The 19,738-nt window shown below is 63.9% G+C and carries 12 protein-coding genes; 5 read left to right on the forward strand and 7 right to left on the reverse strand.

The features are described 5' to 3' along the window. Positions 1-158: 158 nt before the first annotated feature. From ACFVSI_RS15680 to ACFVSI_RS15710, 7 genes are all read right to left on the reverse strand, one after another. Positions 159-2,684, reverse strand: coding sequence for an MMPL family transporter (locus ACFVSI_RS15680; protein ID WP_387825471.1), 2,526 nt, complete (start codon positions 2,682-2,684; stop codon positions 159-161). Between the two features lies 1 nt (position 2,685). Continuing rightward, a complete protein-coding gene (locus ACFVSI_RS15685; protein WP_387825474.1) occupies positions 2,686-3,396 on the reverse strand; it encodes a TetR family transcriptional regulator in 711 nt (236 codons plus the stop codon). A 151-nt stretch (positions 3,397-3,547) separates the two neighbouring features. Then, positions 3,548-4,003 (reverse strand): YbjQ family protein, encoded by a 456-nt coding sequence (locus ACFVSI_RS15690; RefSeq protein ID WP_387825477.1) that lies wholly within the window; start codon positions 4,001-4,003, stop codon positions 3,548-3,550. 92 nt (positions 4,004-4,095) lie between these two features. Continuing rightward, the gene (locus ACFVSI_RS15695; protein WP_387825480.1) at positions 4,096-5,529 is read right to left on the reverse strand and encodes a dicarboxylate/amino acid:cation symporter; all 1,434 of its coding nucleotides are present in this window, start codon (positions 5,527-5,529) and stop codon (positions 4,096-4,098) included. Between the two features lie 279 nt (positions 5,530-5,808). Further along, positions 5,809-7,491, reverse strand: a complete 1,683-nt coding sequence (locus tag ACFVSI_RS15700; RefSeq protein WP_387825483.1) for a DUF885 domain-containing protein — start codon at positions 7,489-7,491, stop codon at positions 5,809-5,811. 71 nt (positions 7,492-7,562) lie between these two features. Further along, positions 7,563-7,799, reverse strand: coding sequence for an acyl-CoA carboxylase subunit epsilon (locus ACFVSI_RS15705; RefSeq protein ID WP_387825486.1), 237 nt, complete (start codon positions 7,797-7,799; stop codon positions 7,563-7,565). After that, complete coding sequence (locus ACFVSI_RS15710; protein WP_262277908.1) at positions 7,796-9,379, reverse strand: acyl-CoA carboxylase subunit beta; 1,584 nt, start codon at positions 9,377-9,379, stop codon at positions 7,796-7,798. Before ACFVSI_RS15710 ends, ACFVSI_RS15705 begins: the two co-directional genes overlap by 4 nt. Before the next feature lie 217 nt (positions 9,380-9,596). Between ACFVSI_RS15710 and ACFVSI_RS15715 the strand changes: the two genes are divergently transcribed. From ACFVSI_RS15715 to ACFVSI_RS15735, 5 genes are all read left to right on the forward strand, one after another. Next, a complete protein-coding gene (locus ACFVSI_RS15715) occupies positions 9,597-10,475 on the forward strand; it encodes an SDR family oxidoreductase (RefSeq protein WP_387825490.1) in 879 nt (292 codons plus the stop codon). Positions 10,476-10,542: 67 nt separating this feature from the next. Continuing rightward, positions 10,543-11,466 carry a biotin--[acetyl-CoA-carboxylase] ligase gene (locus tag ACFVSI_RS15720; RefSeq protein WP_387825493.1) on the forward strand — a complete coding sequence of 308 codons (924 nt, stop codon included), beginning with the start codon at positions 10,543-10,545 and terminating at the stop codon, positions 11,464-11,466. Next, a complete protein-coding gene (locus ACFVSI_RS15725) occupies positions 11,459-12,052 on the forward strand; it encodes a PH domain-containing protein (protein WP_387825496.1) in 594 nt (197 codons plus the stop codon). Before ACFVSI_RS15720 ends, ACFVSI_RS15725 begins: the two co-directional genes overlap by 8 nt. Then, positions 12,042-13,241 carry an adenylate/guanylate cyclase domain-containing protein gene (locus ACFVSI_RS15730; protein ID WP_387825499.1) on the forward strand — a complete coding sequence of 400 codons (1,200 nt, stop codon included), beginning with the start codon at positions 12,042-12,044 and terminating at the stop codon, positions 13,239-13,241. Before ACFVSI_RS15725 ends, ACFVSI_RS15730 begins: the two co-directional genes overlap by 11 nt. A 149-nt stretch (positions 13,242-13,390) precedes the next feature. Then, positions 13,391-19,525 carry an Ig-like domain-containing protein gene (locus tag ACFVSI_RS15735; RefSeq protein WP_387825502.1) on the forward strand — a complete coding sequence of 2,045 codons (6,135 nt, stop codon included), beginning with the start codon at positions 13,391-13,393 and terminating at the stop codon, positions 19,523-19,525. The last annotated feature ends 213 nt before the right edge of the window (positions 19,526-19,738 follow it).

Below are 19,738 nucleotides of genomic sequence, written 5' to 3' on the forward strand. Positions count from 1 at the left end.
GCTTCCTCACGAAACGCGGCATCATATTTTCTTCTGGGCGTGGTCATCTGAAACGAATCTCCCATCAAGCTGTCTCAAAAAACCATACGACCGCACTCACTTTCGTGGAGAAAGTGAGAGAGCGTCAGTGGGTTATGCCCGGGGATGTGAGTGAGCGTCTAGTGGACCAGTTCCTCGGAACCTGTCTTCGAACGGTCGCTGCGCTCCAGCTTGGCGCCTTCAACGTCCACGTCCGGGAGGATCCGTCCCAGCCACTTTGGCAGCCACCAGGCCTTCTCGCCGAGCAGGTACATGATGGCGGGCACGATCGTCATGCGGACCACGAAAGCGTCGATGAGCACGCCGAACGCCATCGCGAAGCCGAGCGGCCGGACCATGGTCAGGTGGCTGAAGATGAAGCCGGAGAACACGCTGACCATGATGATCGCGGCCGCCGTCACCACTGCAGCTGCGTGGCTGAATCCCGTGCGGACGGCGTGCTTGGCGGACTCGCCATGCATGAAGGATTCCCGCATGCCGGAGGTAATGAACACCTGGTAGTCCATGGCAAGGCCGAACAGCACGCCGATCAGGATGATGGGCAGGAAGCTCAGGACCGCGCCCGGGTTCGCGACGTCGAAGACGGATCCCAGCCAGCCCCACTGGTACACGGCAACCACGGCACCGAACGCGGCGGCCAGCGAGAGCAGGAACCCGCCAGTGGCCAGCAGCGGCACGACGATCGAGCGGAACACCAGCAGGAGCAGGATCAAGGAAAGCCCCACCACAATGGCCAAGTACGGCGGCAACGCAGCGCCCAGCTTTGCGGAGACATCGATGTTGCCGGCAGTCTGTCCGGTCAGGCCGATGGTGACGCCGAGGTCGTCCTGAATGGCCTTGCCCTTGGCGCGAAGATCAGAGACCACCTGCACGGTTCCGGCGCTGGCAGGGCCCTCCTTCGGAATGACTTGGAAGACGGCGGTGCGGTAGTCGCCGCTGATGGCCACGGGGACCGCCGCTGTGACGTTCTCGACGCTGCGGAGCTGCCCGGCGACGTCGTACTGCTTGTTCTTGGCGTCGTTCTCGTTGAGGCCCTCGGGGAACTCAGCCACCACGATGATCGGGCCGGTCATGCCTTCGCCGAAGCTGCTGCGGGTGAGGTCGTAGGCCTTGTAGGCCTGCGAATCGACAGGTTCCGAACCGCCGTCGGGCAGTGCCAGGCGCAGCTGCGAAGCGGGCAGTGCCAAAGCGCCCAAAAGGACCACGCTCGCTATAAGGGAAACCCACGGATGACGCGTTACCAGTCCACCCCAGCCACCGCTGCTGCGCTTCTCGTCACGCTCGCGGTCGGCGGCTTCGTGGCCCGGTTCGGCGTTGTGCTTGGCGGACTTTGCCCAAGCGCGCTTGGAAATGAGCCTGCGGCCGATCAACCCCAGGACGGCGGGCGTCAGGGTCAAAGCGACGACGACGGCGACCCCGACTGTCGCTGCGGCGGCAACACCCATGACGGCAAGGAAGGGCAAGCCGGGCACCACCAAGGCAGCCAGCGCGATGATGACCGTGAGGCCGGCGAACAGCACGGCGTTGCCCGAAGTGCCCGTTGCGAGGGCTGCGGATTCTTCCCCGTCCATCCCGGCCAGCAGTTGAGTGCGGTGCCGGTTGACGATGAAGAGGGAATAGTCGATTCCCACCGCGAGGCCGAGCATCAGCGCAAGCATGGGGGAGATGGAGCTCATGTCGATCACGCTGGTGAGGGCAAAGGTCCCGCCGACACCCACGGCCACGCCGATCAGCGCCATCAGGAGAGGCAGACCTGCGGCGATCAATGTGCCGAGCATGAGAATCAGGACCAGGGCTGCAACAGCGACACCAACAATTTCAGCGATGCCGAAAATTTCCGAGACGTCTTCGGTGATCTCCTTGCTGGCGTAGGCGGTGACGCCTGCGGAAGACACGCCGTGGACGATCTCCTGTACTTCCTCCCGGACCGCGGGATCTACGGCATTGATGGAGGTCTTGAACTGGACCTGGGCCACAGCGGCCTTGTTGTCGCTGGAGACGAAGCGCAGCCCTTCGGAGGCCTCGGCCTGACGCTTGCCGAGCGCCAGTTTGACGGCGCCCTCGGCAGCTTCCTTGTCTCCGGCGTCGAGCTTTTCTTTGGTCGCGGCCAGCTGGGCGCGCTGCGCACCCAACTGGGCGTCAATCTGGGCGGGCGAGAGGCCGGAAGCGGCAAGCTGCTGTTCGGTGGCGGCGAGCTGGGCTTCGCCTGCGGTGAGCTGTGCACGTCCGGCGTCCAGCTGGGCCTTGCCTGCGGCTGCCTGGGCCTCGCCCGCGGCGATGTCACCGGCTGCCTTGTCCAGTTGCTCCTGCGTTGTGAAGGGGTTCACTGTCGACTGGACTTCCGGAATGCTCTTCAGCTTCTCCAGCGCCGCACCGACGGCGTCCTTCTTGGCCTGGTCGAAACCAGCATCACCGGCGTCGAACACGACGCTGGCGGAACCGCCGGATGCGTCCGGCAGGGCTTCTTTGAGCTTGTCAGCCATGCGCTGTGTTTCGGTGCCGGGGATGGTGAAGTTGTTGGACATGGTGCCGTGGAAGGCGGCGGCGGAGCCGCCCACGGCCACCAGCACCGCGAGCCATATGGAAATGACCAGCCAGCGGCGGCGATACGAAAATTTGCCGAGGCGGTAGAGGAACGAAGCCATGTCAGAACCGATCTGTGATGGAAGGAGCGGGTGCGGTTTGAGCGGAAGCGCCCGACGACGGCGCGAAGCCGCCTCCCAGCAGCCCCATCGCGTCGATGAGGTGCTGGCGAAGGACAGCGAGCGAGTCGGGGGAGAGGTCCGGTCCGCGCTCGGCGAACCAGACGTTCATGGCAGCTTTGCCACAGGAAATGACGGAGCCTGCCAGTGCATGCAGGTAGAGCTCGCTGACGCCTGCGCCCAGCCTGTAGCGGGCGGCGTCGATGATCTGCTCGGTGCAGTGGTCCCAGGCTTCGAGCTCGGAGCGGGCCAGGGAACGGTTGTCCTGGGTCAGGCTGAACAGCTCGGCCATGGGGGCAACGGACATGGGGTCGGCGAGGGCCATCAGCGCGGCTTGGGCGGATTCAAGGATCGACTCGTCCGCTGGCCGCAACCGGAACTGCTCCAACGCCCGGTCCATGAAGCCGTCCGCGACGGAGGCGAGGGCAGCTTCGAGACTGGGGAAGTAGTTGAAGAACGTGCGCCGGGAAACGCCTGCGCTGGCGGCTATGTCCTCGACGGTGAAGTTCCCGGACCCTCTGCTGCGGAGGAGATCCAGGGCGGCGGAAGCAATGGAACTGCGGGTAGCCGCCTTGTTCAGTTCGCGCCGTGAAGGGGTGCCCTGCCCGGTTGATGGGAGCGCGGACCCTTGCTCCTGCTTGTTGGTGGAAGTCACATACTTACACTAAGTGCAACTTTGCACTGTGCGCAAACTGCTTTTTCCTATGGGGGAAAAAGATCCCGCCCTCGCCCGTTCTCCTCACCGAAGAACGGCAGGGAGAGCGGGCAAAAGCGGGAGGAAGCGGGACCAGCGGACCGAAGGAGGATCAGAACTGCTGCGGCGGGGCCGGAGGTGCTGGCTGGACCGGCGGCGCGGGCGGCTGCTGCGGCTGTGCCGGTTGGGATGCCTGCGGCTGCTTGGTCAGGTAAATCGACTGACCGGTGGCACCGGGCTCGCCCTCGCCCAAAGGAAGCACATAAACAGCGGTCCCGTAGGCACACACTTCGGTCCAGTTGGTGCCCATTTCGGAGGTGTCAAAGCGCATGGCAACAATGGCGTTGGCGCCGCGCTGCTGTGCTTCGTTGACCATGCGCGCCATGACTTCCTGGCGGCTTTCGTAGAGCGCTCTGGTCATTTCGGGCAGCTCGCCGCCGCCCAGTGAGCGGAAGCCGGCGAGCATCTGTGAGCCGATATCGCGCGATCGGACGGTCAGGCCCATGACTTCGCCGAAGACGGCATCAATACGGTGGCCCGGGATTTCATTGGAGGTGACGATCAACATGGTCAGAGCCTATCCAGCTTTCGGCCCTTTAACGGGGAAATCCCCCGGGGAGAACTCCCCAGGGGATCAACACCGTTCACAATCGGCTGACGCTAGGCTTTGGAGTCGGCCAACTCGCGCTCGTCGGCTTCCGCTGCGGCCTTGTCGGCTGCGTACTCGTCGGCGAACGCTGCACCGTTGCGCGGCGCGTTGTACAGCGACTCGTCCAGGATGCCCTGACGCTTGGCGACAATCGCGGGAACCAGGGCCTGTCCGGCCACGTTGACGGCGGTACGGCCCATGTCCAGGATGGGGTCGATGGCCAGCAAGAGGCCGACGCCGGCCAGCGGCAGTCCCAGCGTGGACAGGGTCAGCGTGAGCATGACGACGGCGCCGGTGGTGCCTGCCGTAGCTGCGGAGCCGAGGACCGAAACCAGCACGATTAGCAAGTACTGGCTGAAGTCCAGGTTGATGCCGAAGAACTGTGCCACGAAGATCGCCGCAACAGCCGGGTAGATCGCGGCGCAGCCGTCCATCTTGGTAGTGGCTCCGAGCGGCACGGCGAAGGAAGCGTAGCCGGAGGGAACGCCGAGGTTCCGTTCAGTGACGCGCTGCGTGAGCGGCAGCGTGCCGATCGAGGAACGGGAGACGAAGGCCAGCTGGACGGCAGGCCAGACGCCGGAGAAGTACTGCTTGATCGACAGGCCGTGAGCACGGACCAGGATGGGGTAGAGCACAAAGAGGACCAGGGCCAGGCCGATGTAGATGGCGGCCGTGAACTTGCCCAGCGATCCGATGGTGTCCCAGCCGTAGATGGCAACGGCGTTGCCGATCAGGCCGATGGTTCCCAGAGGGGCGATGCGGATGATCCACCACAGAACCTTCTGGATGACGGCCAGTGCGGATGCGTTGAACGTCAGGAAAGCCTCAGCCTGCTTGCCCACCTTGAGGGCAGCAATTCCGACGGCGATCGCAACCACCAGGATCTGGAGGACGTTGAAGCTGACGGACGTGCTCACCGTGGTGGCAGCGTTGGCGCTCTCTGTCACAGTGGAGCTCGCGCCCAAGCCCAGGAAGTTCTTCGGGAACAGGCCGATCAGGAAGGCCCACCAGTCACCGGTCTTGCCGGCATATTCAGCTTTCTGGGTGATGCCGGTGGCAGCGCCCGGCTGCAGGAGCACGCCCAAGCCAATGCCGATCAGCACGGAAATGAGAGAGGTGATGGCAAACCAGAGCAGGGTGTTCCACGCGAGGCGTGCTGCATTGGAAACCTGGCGCAGGTTCGCGATGGAGCTCACCACGGCCGTGAAAATCAAAGGAACGACGGCGGTCTGCAGCAACGAGACGTAGCTGGAGCCGATCGTTTGGAGGGTTGCGCCGAGGCCGTTGGGGGCAGCCTTGGTGCTGCCGGTGTACTTGGCGATGAGGCCGAGAACCAGGCCGACAATGAGGGCAGCGATGATCTGGACGCCGAAGGAACCGGCCCACTTGGGGAGCCGGAAGCCGGTCTTTCCAGCTGAAGGGGATGTTTGGATTGAGGTGCTCACCGGAACACGGTAGGTGCTTGCCAAATAACATAGCGAACGGACGTTGAGAAATGTTACGTGCGCAAATGTTATTCCCTGTGCGTTTGTGACGTTGCTCTCCGGCAAGCACCGGTACCAAAGGTGGGCGTCGGCGTCGTTGTTGTGGTCCGCACCCCGTAACGCCGATCGCACCCGTAACCGCTGGTGCATTTCGCGGCTACGGGTGCGAAGCCAACGCCGAAGGGGCGCGCTTGGCGGGGACGGGTGCGGACCCGCCCGCCGGGGGCGTACCCAAGCGGGCTACCCCAGCAACGCCCTCCGCAGCACGTCCAGGCCTACCGAGCCTATGTTCAGGGCTTTGCTGTGGAAGGACTTGAGGTCGAAGTCCTCCCGGCCCTCGAGGTCTGTCCTGATCTGCTCCCAGAGACGTTGGCCTACCTTGTAGGAGGGTGCCTGTCCCGGCCAGCCGAGATAGCGGGCGAATTCGAACTGAAGCTGCCCCTCGCTGATATCAAGGTTGGCCTTGAGGAAATCGAAGCCCTTCTCCGGGGTCCAGGTGCCGGAGCCCCAGCGTTCGGGAATGGGCAGCTCCAGGTGGACGCCGATGTCAAAGACCACGCGCGCCGCACGCATGCGCTGGCCGTCCAGCATACCCATGTGATCGCCCGGGTCCTTGAGGTAGCCCAGTTCAAGCATGAGCTGTTCGGCATACAGGGCCCACCCTTCGCCGTGGCCGGAGACCCAGCAGACGTTGCGGCGCCAGTTGTTCAGCAGCTCGCGGCGGTATGTTGCCGTTGCCACCTGCAGGTGGTGTCCCGGGACGCCTTCGTGGAAGACCGTGGTGGTCTCGGACCAGGTAGTGAAGGTGTCTTCGCCTGCCGGCACGGACCACCACATCCGGCCGGGCCGGGAGAAGTCGTCCGAAGGACCGGTGTAGTAGATGCCGCCCTCATCGGTTGGGGCGATCATGCATTCAAGGGTCCGCATGACGTCCGGAATGTCGAAGTGTACGTCCGCCAGTTCGGACACAGCACGGTCGGAGAGTTCCTGCATCCAGGCCTTCAGGGCGTCGGTGCCCTTGATCTGCCGGGCAGGATCGTTGTTGAGGATGCTCTTGGCTTCCTCGATCGAAGCACCCGGTTTGATCTGTCCCGCAACTTTTTCCTGCTCACCGATGAGCCGGTCCAGTTCCTGCACACCCCAGGCGTACGTTTCTTCCAGGTCCACCTCGGCCCCAAGGAATGACCGGGAGGCAAGGGCGTAGCGCTCACGTCCAACGGCGTCCTTTTTCGGGGCCACGGGGAGGAGCTCGTCCCGGAGGAAGGCGCCCAGGGCACTGTACGCCGACCGCGCCGCCGACGTTCCGGCGTCGAGCTTGTCCTGGACGTCGGTGGGCAGCGGGGCGTCGCCAATCCGGGCATTGGCGGCGAGCTTGGCGAAGAAGCCGTCCTCGGCGGCATAACGGCTGGTCTGCTCGATGACGATGCGGACCTGCCGGGCAGCGGAGACTTTGCCGGCAGCGGCTCCGGAGCGGAGGGACTCGATATACCCCTCGATCGCGCCCGGTACATTGGCCGCGCGGCCGGCGATGTGCTCCCACTGTTCTGCCGTGTCGGTAGGCATGAGGTCGAAAATGGCGCGGATGTCCTGGGCCGGGGAAGCGATGTTGTTCAGGTCCGCTGCGTCCCAGCCGGATGCGTGGATCTCCAGGTCCAGACCGAGGCGCTCGCGCATCGCATCGAGCGTCACGGCATCCGTTTCGTCAGCGGGCTCAAGTGCGGCCAAGGAATCCAGGGCGTCCCGCGCTGCCTGCGCGTGGGCTGCCGCTCCGGCCGGCGAGTAGTCCTGGTACTCCGTCTCGTGGCCGGGCAGCCCAAGCGTCGTGGCGAAGCTGGGATTGAGTTCGATCAGCTTTTCTGTGTACGCGTCAGCGACGGCGTCGATGGCAGACTTCGGGCGTACGGGGGTGTTTGCAGTAGTCACCCACAGAGCCTAACCGTGACGAACGCCACGTGAAAGGGTTGTTGAACTTATTCGCCGTGCGCCGCGGAAAATCAGCCCCGGCTGCGCCTCCACGCGCCCGGACCCGGCGTGGGGTCAAGGCGCAACTGCTGGCGGCGCACCCAGTGCCTGACGTTCGGCTTGGACGGCTCCGCTTCCTGCGGGGCGCCAAGGGAAACCACGACGGCGGCAACCGCCGCGAGCTCTTCGGGCGTCGGTTCGCCCTTGACCACCGAGAACAGGGGCTGCGTGGGCTCGTCGGCCGGTGGAGGGGTCTGTGCGGTGGTCACAGCGGGATGTTTCCGTGCTTCTTGGTGGGCAGGCTCGCACGCTTGTCACGCAGGGCACGCAAGCCACGAATAATCTGCAGTCGGGTGTCCGAGGGTGCGATGACGGCGTCCACATAACCAAGCTCAGCGGCCTGGTACGGGTTGAGGAGTTCTTCCTCGTAGCCCTGGATGATCTCTGCACGGCGGGCCTCAACGTCCCCGCCGGCCTCGGCAACGGCTGCGAGATCGCGGCGGTACAGGATGTTTACGGCACCCTGGGCACCCATGACACCGATTTGGGCCGTGGGCCACGCGAGGTTGAGGTCGGCGCCGAGCTTCTTGGAACCCATCACGATGTACGCTCCGCCGTAGGCCTTGCGGGTGATGACCGTGAGCTTGGGAACAGTAGCTTCGGCGTAGGCGTAGAGGAGCTTGGCGCCACGGCGGATGATGCCCTGGAACTCCTGGTCCTTGCCGGGAAGGAAGCCCGGGACGTCCACCAGGGTGATGATGGGGATGTTGAAGGCGTCGCAGTGGCGGACAAAGCGGGCAGCCTTTTCCGACGCCGAGATGTCCAGTGTTCCGGCGAACTGCATGGGTTGGTTGGCCACGATGCCAACGGTGTGCCCTTCAACGCGGCCGTAGCCAATGATGACGTTGGGGGCATACAGCGACTGCATTTCCAGGAAGTGTGCGTCGTCTACGATCTGCTCAATGACCTTGCGCATGTCGTAAGGCTGGTTGGCCGAATCCGGAATCAACGTATCCAGGGCGAGGTCGTCGTCGTCGAGTTCCAGTTCCTGGTCGTGCTCAACGACCGGAGCCTCGGAGAGATTGTTGGAGGGCAGGAAGTCCAGGAGTTCGCGGACGAACTCGATCGCGTCCGCTTCGTCGGATGCCAGGTACGTGGACGTGCCGGTGGTGGCGTTGTGCTGGCGTGCGCCGCCCAGGGTTTCCATGTCCACGTCTTCGCCGGTGACGGTCTTGATGACGTCCGGGCCGGTGATGAACATGTGGGAGGTCTTGTCCACCATCACCACGTAGTCGGTCAGGGCGGGGGAGTAGGCCGCGCCGCCGGCACAGGGTCCCATGATGAGGGAGATCTGCGGGACCACACCGGAGGCATGGACGTTGTTGCGGAAGATGTCCGCGAACATGGCCAAGGAGGCGACGCCTTCCTGGATTCGTGCGCCGCCGCCGTCGTTGATGCCGACAACCGGGCAGCCGTTACGGAGGGCAAATTCCTGGACCTTGACGATCTTTTCGCCGTTGACCTGGCTCAAGGAGCCGCCGTAGACGCTGAAATCCTGGCTGTAGATGGCAACCAGGCGGCCATCCACGGTGCCGTATCCGGAGACTACGCCATCGCCCAGGGGCTTCTTCTTTTCCATGCCGAAAGCGGTGGAACGGTGGACGGCAAGGGCGTCGAACTCGACAAACGAATCGGGGTCGACCAAGAGGTCGATGCGCTCACGGGCGGTGTTCTTTCCGCGTGCGTGTTGCTTCTCGATCGCTTCCGGGCCGGAAGGCTGCTCTGCCCGTGCCTGGCGGTCGCGGAAGTCGGCAATCTTTCCCGCTGTCGTTGTCAGATCGTGGCTCATCAAGTGTCTCCGGCTCTGTAGCTGATATTCGCTGGCGCAGTCCTGAGTGCGGACATGTAGCTGACTTAAGTAGCTTCCGTACAAAGAACAGGCCCCGCAGGCCAGTCTAGTGACGCGTTTGCCGCGAACCGCTGTAGAAACCCTACAATTTTCCGCGCCGTAGCCAAATCAACCACTATGTTACCCGTCAGTAACATAGTTGGGTTAGAGTGTCCCCATGACTTCAAGCAACGATGCTTCCAGCACACTTTCCCAAAGCGGCAGCCCCTACGTCGCCAAGGGTTCGCTCAAAGGCAGAACCATCCTGATGTCAGGCGGCAGCCGCGGCATCGGCTTGGCCATCGCCACCCGCGCCGCACGCGATGGCGCCAACATCGTCCTTATGGCCAAGACCGGCGATCCGCACCCGAAACTCGAGGGCACGGTCTTTACCGCGGCGGAGCAGCTGGCCGCCGCCGGCGGACAGGCCCTCCCGCTGGTCGGGGACGTCCGCAATGATGACGACGTCGCCGCCGCGGTTGCCGCCGCCGTCGAGCGTTTCGGGGGCATCGACGTCGTGGTCAACAACGCCTCGGCCATCGACCTGTCCCGCACCGACGCCGTAGACATGAAGCGCTACGACCTCATGCAGGACATCAACGTCCGTGGCACCTTTCTGTTGTCGAAGCTGGCATTGCCGGCACTCAGGGAGTCCGGCAACGGCCATATCCTGACGCTTTCCCCGCCGCTGAACCTCGACCCCAAGTGGGCGGGCATGCACCTGGCCTACACCATGGCCAAGTACGGGATGAGCCTGACCACCCTGGGACTCGCCGAAGAGTTGAAGAACGACGACGTGTCGGTCAACTCGCTGTGGCCATGCACTTTGATCGACACCGCTGCGATCCGGAACATGCCCGGTGGCCGGCAAATGGTTCAAGCCGCGCGTGGACCGGAAATCATGGCCGACGCGGCCCATGCAGTACTGACATCTTCAGGAGCCACTGGCAACTTCTATACCGATGAGGAAGTCCTGCGCGCGGCCGGTGTCACGGATTTCGCCCCCTACAGCCTGGGTGCTGCGGAAGACCGACTGGTGCCGGACATCTTCCTCTAAGCCTATTAACGGGTTCTTTTCAGGGCAGCGGGCCTTCCCGGACGGCGCAACTGGATAGGATTCAGCTATGGATGCCGAACAGCCCAACAGCAGCGAACCGCAGGTGCCCTCCAGGGGCGTGGAACGGCCCGCGCTGGATCGCGAATCGTTGCAGCAGCCGGACTTCCTGTCCGCCACCGGCATCTCTCAATTGGAAATCGTCGACTCGACCGGCTCCACCAACGCGGACCTCGTGCGGGCGGTGAGCGTGGAGCCGAAGAAGTGGGGCGATCTCGCCGTACTGACGGCCGAACACCAGACGGCGGCGCGTGGACGCCTGGACCGGCACTGGGAAGCGCCCGAGCGGTCGGCAGTATCCGTCTCCATCGTGCTGCGGCCCGTCACGTCCCAGGGCATGCCGGTTCCCACCCAGAGCTACTCGTGGTTGTCACTGCTGGCAGCAGTCGCCTTGCGCGAAGCGTTGCAGGAAACGGCCGGAGTGACTGCCGAGATCAAGTGGCCCAATGATGTCCTGGTCAAGGGCCGGAAGATCGCAGGCATCCTTGCCCAGATGACGCCCCTCGGGGACGGCTCCGTGCCGGCAGTGGTCCTGGGTGTCGGCCTCAACGTCTCCCTCGCCGAGGACGAGCTGCCGGTTCCCACCGCGACGTCCCTCGCCGTCGAAGGGGCCACGACGACGGACCGCACCGCGCTGCTGAAAAGCTACCTTTCGCGTTTTGCCCGCCTTTACCGCAGCTTCTGCAACTCCGAAGGAGACCCTTCGGCGGGTTTGGCCGGCGGAGCGTCGCTGCACAAGCGGGTTGAATCGGCCATGGTCACTCTGGGGCGGGAAGTCCGGGCGCATCTGCCCGGCGATCTTGAACTGGTGGGGCATGCATCCCGCCTGGACGAGCACGGCTCCTTGCTGGTGGTTGACCATGGTGGCCGGGAGCATGTCATCACTGCCGGCGATGTGGTGCATCTGCGCGCCACAGAAAGCGGTTATGCGTAAAGAGTTGCTTCCGGGGGAGCAGGTCATCACCATCACGCGTCAACAGGCCCGCTCCCTCTTCTTTCCCGTGCTGGCCTTCATCGTTGTTCCTGCCGTCGCTGCGTATGCGTGCGCCTGGATCGTCAAAGGCAACGCACAGCGCCTCGTTCCTTTCATTTCAGCGGACTGGACGCCCTGGCTGTTGGGTGCGTGTGTTCTGCTGGCGGCGTGGTTTCTGGCGGCGTACAGCCTCAAGCGCGTCCTGAAGTGGCGATCCATCCGGTACATCCTGACCAGCCGGCGCATACTTGCCAGATACGGAATGTTCCGGCGCAATGATTGGCAGGTAAACCTGGCGTCCGTCCGCAATGTGGGAGTCCACCAAAGCCTGATCCAACGGTCATTGCACTCAGGGAATATATCCTTGGATACCGGGCACTCCCGAGCAGCGTTGCTGACCGATGTCCCTGAGGCAGGCAAATTCAGGGGTTTCATTCTTGACGCGATGGACGAACTCCCGCAAGGTGAGCCTTTTGAGGGCGAAGTGCTGGACGACTATGAAGAATTGCCGTGGGAATTGAGAGAAGGTGGATGGGATGAGCGTTGAGGATCAGCAGTCCGGCGAGGACCTGGACCAGGAGTTCGACGCCGCACCCGAACCTTCGGACGCCGCAGCGGAGACTCCAGAGGACGAGGACACCGAGCCGGGCCCCGTCCGGACGAGCGTGCCGACAGGTCCTCCGACTGGCGTGATGTCGGCGGAGCGGCTCGCCATCAAAGCTTTGGAATCGAAACTGCTGGGCGGCGAACGCAAGCTTCGGCGTCGTGAGGTGGCCGCCGGCGCGGGCGTGTCCATCCTGTCCGCCCGCAAGGTATGGCGGGCACTGGGTTTCCCGAACTTTAACGACGAGGACGTAGCGTTCACTGAGCGCGACCAAGCAGCGCTGTCCCGCATCCTGGACCTGGTGCGGGCGGGCTTGCTGACCGAAGAAGCCGCCATCTCCGTGACTCGGTCCATTGGCCAGATGACGGACCGCATGGTGGTCTGGCAGATCGAGGCCCTGGTGGAAGACATGGTCTCTGAGCAGGGCATTCCGGACGCCGTGGCCCGTAAGCAATTGGTGGGCCGCTTGCCGTCCCTGGTGGACTCCCTCGAAGAGATCCTCGTCTACTCCTACCGCAGACAGCTCAATGCCGGTATCCAGCGGCTGGCAGTGCGCGCCGAAGCAGGGCTCCAGGCCAGCGAAGAAGGCCGTGAAGGTGACGAGGACGATTCCCCGTTGCCCTTGGCGCGCGCCGTCGGTTTTGCCGACCTCGTCTCGTACACCAGCCTTTCGCGGCGCATGAACGAAAAAACGCTGGCCCAGCTGGTGCAGCGCTTCGAGAACAAGTGTGCCGAAATCATCTCAGTCGGCGGTGGGCGACTGGTCAAGACCGTGGGCGATGAAGTGCTGTACATTGCCGAGACCCCGGCTGCCGGGGCCGAGATTTCCCTCGCTTTGGCACAGGCCTTCACTGAAGATGAAATCCTGCCTCAGTGCCGGGTGTCCATGGTGTGGGGGCGCATCCTCTCGCGGCTTGGCGACATCTATGGACCCACGGTGAACCTGGCCGCCCGCCTGACAACGCTGGCTCAGCCGGGCACGGTCCTGGTCGATGCCATGACCGCTGCGGCCTTGGGGCAGGACGACCGTTTCGTGCTGGTGCCCCAGAAGTCGGAGAACGTGCGCGGTTTTGGCGAGATCCACCCGGTCATGCTGGCCCGTGGCCGCGGCAAGGGCCTGGTCCTGGACTAAACGGCGCGTTGCACCACAGGAACTGTTGCGCGAGTCCTGCTTCATGTTGCGGGGCCTTGGCTAATCGATGGATTAACCCGGTACTCTTAGCTTGTTTGTGTCGTGATGGCCGGAGTTCGGTGCTGGCTGCCTATTAGTGGGGAATGTGGATGGCTCTGACCGATGGGTCCGGGAATCGCCGTGTCAAGATTCGTCGGCGGAAGGTCATCACGGCTACCGCTTTCACTGCCGCCGCCGCAGTCCTGGTGACCGGCGCGATCCTCTACCCAGGGTTCAAGACCACCGAGGTGGACCTCAATGACGGCGGCGTCTGGGTGGTCAGCAAGTCCAAGGGTGCGGCCGGCCGGCTCAACTATCCGTCCAAGTCCCTTGACGGCGCTGTCACCCCGGCCAGCAAGGACTTTGACATCCTGCAGCAGGCCAGCGACGTTTTCATCGACGATGCCGACGGCGCCACCATCAACCCGGTCAGCGCAGCCAACATGCGCCTGGGTGGCGACCAAAAGCTTCCCGGATCGGCCGAGGTCAGCTTCGGCAACCGGGTTCTGGCAGTCACTGACACTTCCAAAGGCAAAGTCTGGGCACTCACGGCAGGATCAGTGGGCGGGTTCAGTGACGAATCCGAACCCGTGCTGGAGCAGTCCACCGGCATCGTCTCGGTGGTTGGCGTAGATGACACCATCCACACCGTGGACCCCGAAACCGGGAGCCTGACGGACACCAAGGTCGATGCCAACGGCCAGTCGGTGGACTCGCAGGTCCGCAAGGATGACGCCTTGAAAGCTCCTGGTGAGCTGCAGTTGACGGCAGTGGGGGACAAAGCGGTGGTCCTCAACGAGGCCACGGGAAACATCGTCCTGCCCGGCGGAGCGACAGTCCACCTGGACGACGCCCGTGACGCAAAGCTGCAGCACAGCGGAACCGATGCCGATTTCGTGGCCATTGCCACCACCAAAGCACTCTTGCTCCAGCCACTTGATGGAAGCACAGCCAAGACCATCTCCGCCGAGGGCCAAGGCGTTCCCGCAGCGCCTGTCCACTTGGGAAGTTGCACATACGGGGCGTGGTCCGGCGCCAACAAGTACCTCCGCGAATGCACCAACCAAGCCGACAGCCGCCGCGCCGACGTGCCCAAGGCGAGTGCGTCGCCGTCGTACGTTTTCCGGGTCAACCGCGATCTCGTGGTCCTGAACGACGTCAACTCGGGCAACGTCTGGATGGTCAACCAAAACATGCAGTTGGTCAACAACTGGGACGACGTCATCCCGCCGGAGCAAACCTCGGACGACGCCGAAAAGGACTCCGCCGATGAAGTCCAGCAGACGGTCCTCCCGGACCGCAGCAAACCGAACACTCCACCGGTCGCGAAACCGGACGCCTATGGCGTCCGGGCGGGCAAGACGACACTCCTGCCGGTGCTGGACAACGACGCCGACTCCGACGGCGATGTCCTGACCGTTTCTGCCGACCAAGCGCTGAAATCCGGGGCGTTGGCGCCCGTCTACGGTGGGACGGGCTTCCAGATCACGGTTCCTCCGGGACAGTCCGGAACGGAATCGTTCAAGTACTCCGTGGATGACGGCCGCGGCGGCACAGCTTCGACGAACGTGGACCTCAGGATCGTTCCGCCGGGTGAAAATGCCGCTCCCCAACAAAAGCCCAACAGGAACAACGCCCTGGTGGTGCAGACCGGAAAAATCGCCAACCAGTACATCCTCACCGACTGGATCGACCCCGACGGCGACGACCTCTTCGCCGTGGCAGCCAGCAGCAGCGATCCCGCGGACCAGGTCCGGATCCGGCCCGATGGGCTGTTGACGTTCCAGGACTCCGGCTCGGGCCCGGGCAAGAAAACCATCTCCGTTACGGTCTCCGACGGCACGCTGAGCACCGAAGGCCGGATCAGCGTCGATGTCCGCGCCCCGGGAGCCCTGCCGCCCATCGCGAATGCCGATCACGTGGTGGCGGTCGCCGGCCAGGATACGGTGATCGCTCCGCTGAAGAACGACTCCGACCCCCAGGGCGGCACCCTGCGTCTTGCCCAAGCACAGCCGGACGAGCAAGCTACAGCAGTGATAGGTCCGGACCAGCAGACGTTCACGTTCAATTCCACCAGTGTCGGGCCGCACTATGTCACCTACATGGTCACCAACGGCCCGGCGAGTGCGCAGCAGTTGGTACGCGTCGACGTCGTGTCCGGCAGCAACGATGGCGCTCCTGTCGCGGTCCGGGACATCGCGCTTCTGCCCAGCGGTGGCAGCACGGTGGTGGACGTGCTGGGCAATGACTCCGACCCCGCCGGCGGCGTGCTGGTGGTCCAATCCGTGACGGCAGCCGACGGACTTCCTGTCTCGGTGGCGGTCCTTGACCACTCGGTCGTCAAGATCACCGATATCCATGCCACGGGCCAACTGTCCTTGAAGTACACGATTTCGAATGGCAAGGCCTCGGCCACGGGTGACATTTCCGTGCAAGTGGTCCCGGCCCCCAGCAAACTCCAGGCACCGCAAGCCAAGCCCGACGAAGTGTCAGTGCGGGTGGGCGACGTGGTCACCATCCCCGTGCTGGCAAACGATTCCGATCCCAACGGTGGCGAACTGAAGCTCGATCCCGTCCTGGCCCAGCAGCCGGACGCCGCCGACGGGAGGATGTTCATTGCGGGCAACTACCTGCGCTTCATCGCGGGCGAGGTTCCCAAGACGGTGTATGCGATCTACAAGGTCAGCAATTCCTCGGGACAGACTGACTCGCAGCAGGTGACCATCCGCATCCGCGCACGTGACGACGCCACCAACACCCGGCCCGAGCCCCGTAACCTGACGGCCCGGGTTGTGGCGGGCATGACCGTCAAGATCCCGGTTCCGTTGGATGGCATCGATGCCGACGGCGACTCCGTGCAGCTCATCGGCGTGGACAAAGCACCGGCCATGGGCACCGCAGTGGTGCGGGACGGCTACATCGAGTTCACGGCCGGAGGAAAGTCCGCTGGAACGGATACCTTCAGCTACCGGGTCCGCGACCGCATCGGCGCCGAAAACACGGGAACCGTGATCGTGGGCATCGCTCCGGCAGAGGCGAACAACCAAAAGCCGATCGCCGTCGACGACGCGGTCGATGTCCGCCCGGGCCGCCGCATCGCGGTGGATGCCTTGAAGAACGACTCCGATCCCGACGGCGACCCCATCGCCCTGGTCAATTCCTTCGAAGCCAACCCTGGCCTTCAGGTGGAGGCTGCCTCCGGCAAGGTCCTGCTGACCGCACCCGGTGCAGCTGGTGTCGAGAGTATCAGTTACCGGATCCAGGACGACAAGAAGGCCGAAGCCAGCGCTGTGGTCCGGGTCCAGACAAGCCCGACGGCGCCCCTCCACACGCCGATTGCCGTGGACGACCACGTCACGCTGGCTGAGACGTTGGGCAAGACCGCCGTCGATGTTCCGGTCCTGAAGAACGACTCGGATCCCGACGGGGTGGCTGAAGACCTCACGATTACGTTGCCGGACGGGAACCCGAATGCACGCGTCGGTACCTCGGGCAACGTCGTGGTGACTCTCGTCCCGCAGGAGCAGCTCATTCCGTACACCGTCACTGACATCGACGGCCAGTCCGCGACGGCAGTGATGTGGATTCCGGGCCAGGGTCTGCAGTACCCGACCCTGGCCAAGACGGATCCCGTGGAAGTCATGTCCGGCAAGGACGTCACGTTGTCCCTGCAGGAATATGTCCGCGTCCGGGATGGCCGTCAGGCCCGGATCACCGTGGCAGACAAGATCCGTGTCCAGGGTGGAGATCCCACCAACGTCATTTCCGGCGACGGAAACGCGCTGCGCTACGCGGCACAGGCCGACTACGTCGGTCCTGGTTCCATCACCTTTGAGGTCACGGACGGCTCCGGCCCGGACGACTCCCAAGGGCTGAAATCCACGCTGACCATCATGACCAAGGTGGTCCCGGACCCCAACGCCAACCACCCGCCCACCTTCAGTGGCGCTTCGGTGGAGGCGCCGAAGGGCGAGACCACCGATATCGAGCTGGCCAACCTGGCCAAGGACGTGGACGAGCGCGACCAAGGCAACCTCAAGTTTGAGCTCGACGGGGAACAACCTACTGGTTTCCAGGCGAAGGTTGAAGGCTCCGTCCTCAAGATCAGCCCCGATCTTTCCCTCAATCCCGGTGCTGTGGGTACTTTCCCGCTCAAGGTTACCGACGGCCGTTCCGACGCCGTACGGGCAACCGTGACCGCCACCGTGGTCTCCTCCAACCGGCCGCGCCCGGTAGCGAACGACGACTCCGTGGACAAAGCCAACGCCGGCCGCTCGGAAACCGTCAATGTCCTCGCCAACGACTTCAACCCCTTCAACGATGCGCCCTTGACCATCGAAAACGCGGCGGTGGAAACAGGATCTGCCGCCGGTCAGCCGACGGTCTCCGGTGACTCGATCACCGTCACCCCGGCCGACGGTTTCAAGGGTGTGATGGTGGTCCGGTACACCGTGCTGGATAAGACCAAGGACCCCTCAAGGCAGGCCACGGGCCGTGTCCGTATCACAGTGCGGGACAAGCCGGATGCTCCGTCGGCACCGGTTGCCACGGATGTACGGAGCCGGACCGCAGTGCTCAAGTGGACACCGCCGTCGGACAATGGCGCAGCCATCACCAAGTACACGGTGAAAGCGGCAGGCTTTGAACAGGTGTGCCCCACCACCACCTGCACGCTGTCCGGGTTGACCAACAATGTGAAGTACGTGTTCACTGTGTTCGCCACGAACGAGGTTGGCGATTCGCCGGCATCGGCTGCCTCCAACGAGATTAAGCCGGATGAGAAGCCGTCGCCGCCGGATGCTCCAACGGTCAAGGCGGCCGACAAGAACATGGCCATTAACTGGACCCCTGCAAAGACGGAGGGATCACCGGTGAAGCACTACAACCTGGAAATCTCGCCGCCTCCTGCCAACGGCATTGCCGTGAAGAACGAGGTCACAGGCCTGACTTACACATGGCCGGGACTCACCAATGGCGTGAAGTACAAGGTACGGGCCCAGGCGGTGAACGATCTCGGTCCCTCCGACTGGGGCATGTACTCCATTGAGGACAACCCTGCAGGTCTTCCGGGTGCTCCTGCGGCCCCCACCACCGCTGTGGTGCAGTCCGTGGGAACCCAGAACCAGATCCGCGCCGATTGGACCGAACCCGACATCAATGGTGATCCCATCAAGGCGTACTACGTCACCATGAACGGTGGTAACGGGGTCACCCAAACGCAGACCGTCGCCGGCAGCGTGCGGTCGGCAACGTTCACTGCCAACAACTCCGAAGCCGCGTACACCTTCACAGTGCAGGCCGAAAACAAGGCGGGCAAGGGTAGCGTCAGCCCTGCCTCTGCACCGAGACGTGCCACCGGCAAACTCGGAACAGTCAGCAACGTCACCGCAACGCCGGCCAACACCGGAGCGGCCGGCAAGCAAGTGACCATCAATTTCTCTGCGCTCACTCCAGCCCAGCGAAATGGTTCCACGCAGAGCGAAGTCAGCTACCGCTACAACGCCAGCACCGGGCAGTCCGGACCGATCACTCCGGGGCAAACCGTGGGCGGGTTCGCCAACGGACAGGCTACGTCCATCACGGTAACCGCGGTCTCTTCGGTGGCTCCAAGCTCTGATGCGAGCGCCCCTGCCACGACCACACCGTATGGCTCGCCGGGTACGCCGTCGGCGTCCGGTAGCAACGGCGGCCAGAACCAGACCACCCTGACCCTGAACTGGTCCTCGCCTTCCACGGCAAGCAACGACGTTGCGACCACCAAGATCAGGATCACCGGCGGTGGGACGGACACCGGGTGGGTCAATGAATCCGCCTCCGGCAGCCGTGTGGTGAACACGGGCGGTTACAACCAGACGCGCACCATTGAAGTCCAGACGTTCAACTCCGTGGGCCAGGGTGGGCCAGTGGCTTCGGCCAGTGCCCAGAGTGGTCCGCAGAAGACGTCGTGGGACGCTACGTTGCCGGCAGGCAGTTTCCGTACCTGTACGGACACGGCGGCATCGGGACAGACGTCGTGGGACCCGAACACACCGGGCCACCGCTGTGACGGTGTGGTCTATGGCGCCCCGTGGCAGTACGAGTCAAATGGCTCCTTTACGGTCAACTGCTACATCAACCGCAGTACCCCGTACTTGAACTACGCTGCCTGGTACCGCCTGACCAGTGGGCCGAACGCAGGCCGCTTCATCGCGCAGGGCAACACCACCCTGGGTGATCCCGGACCCCACCAGATTCCGCAATGCTGAGGCCATCAGCTGCGCGGCGCAGGGAAGTTGTCCCCATCGCCTCCCACGGCGGCAGCACTGTACGCTGCCATAGCCAATGGATAGCCCGCTCGCGGTTTTCCTTGGCTGGCCGCGGGGCGCGTGGGATAGTCTTAGGGACTGAAAATTCCGCCGCCGTTCGGGGGTACTGCGGATTGTACGGCCGTCGGCACTTGCCGGCCGGCCTGGAAGCCA

The sequence above is a fragment of the Paenarthrobacter sp. NPDC057981 genome, from assembly GCF_042886835.1.
Taxonomy (GTDB): domain Bacteria; phylum Actinomycetota; class Actinomycetes; order Actinomycetales; family Micrococcaceae; genus Arthrobacter.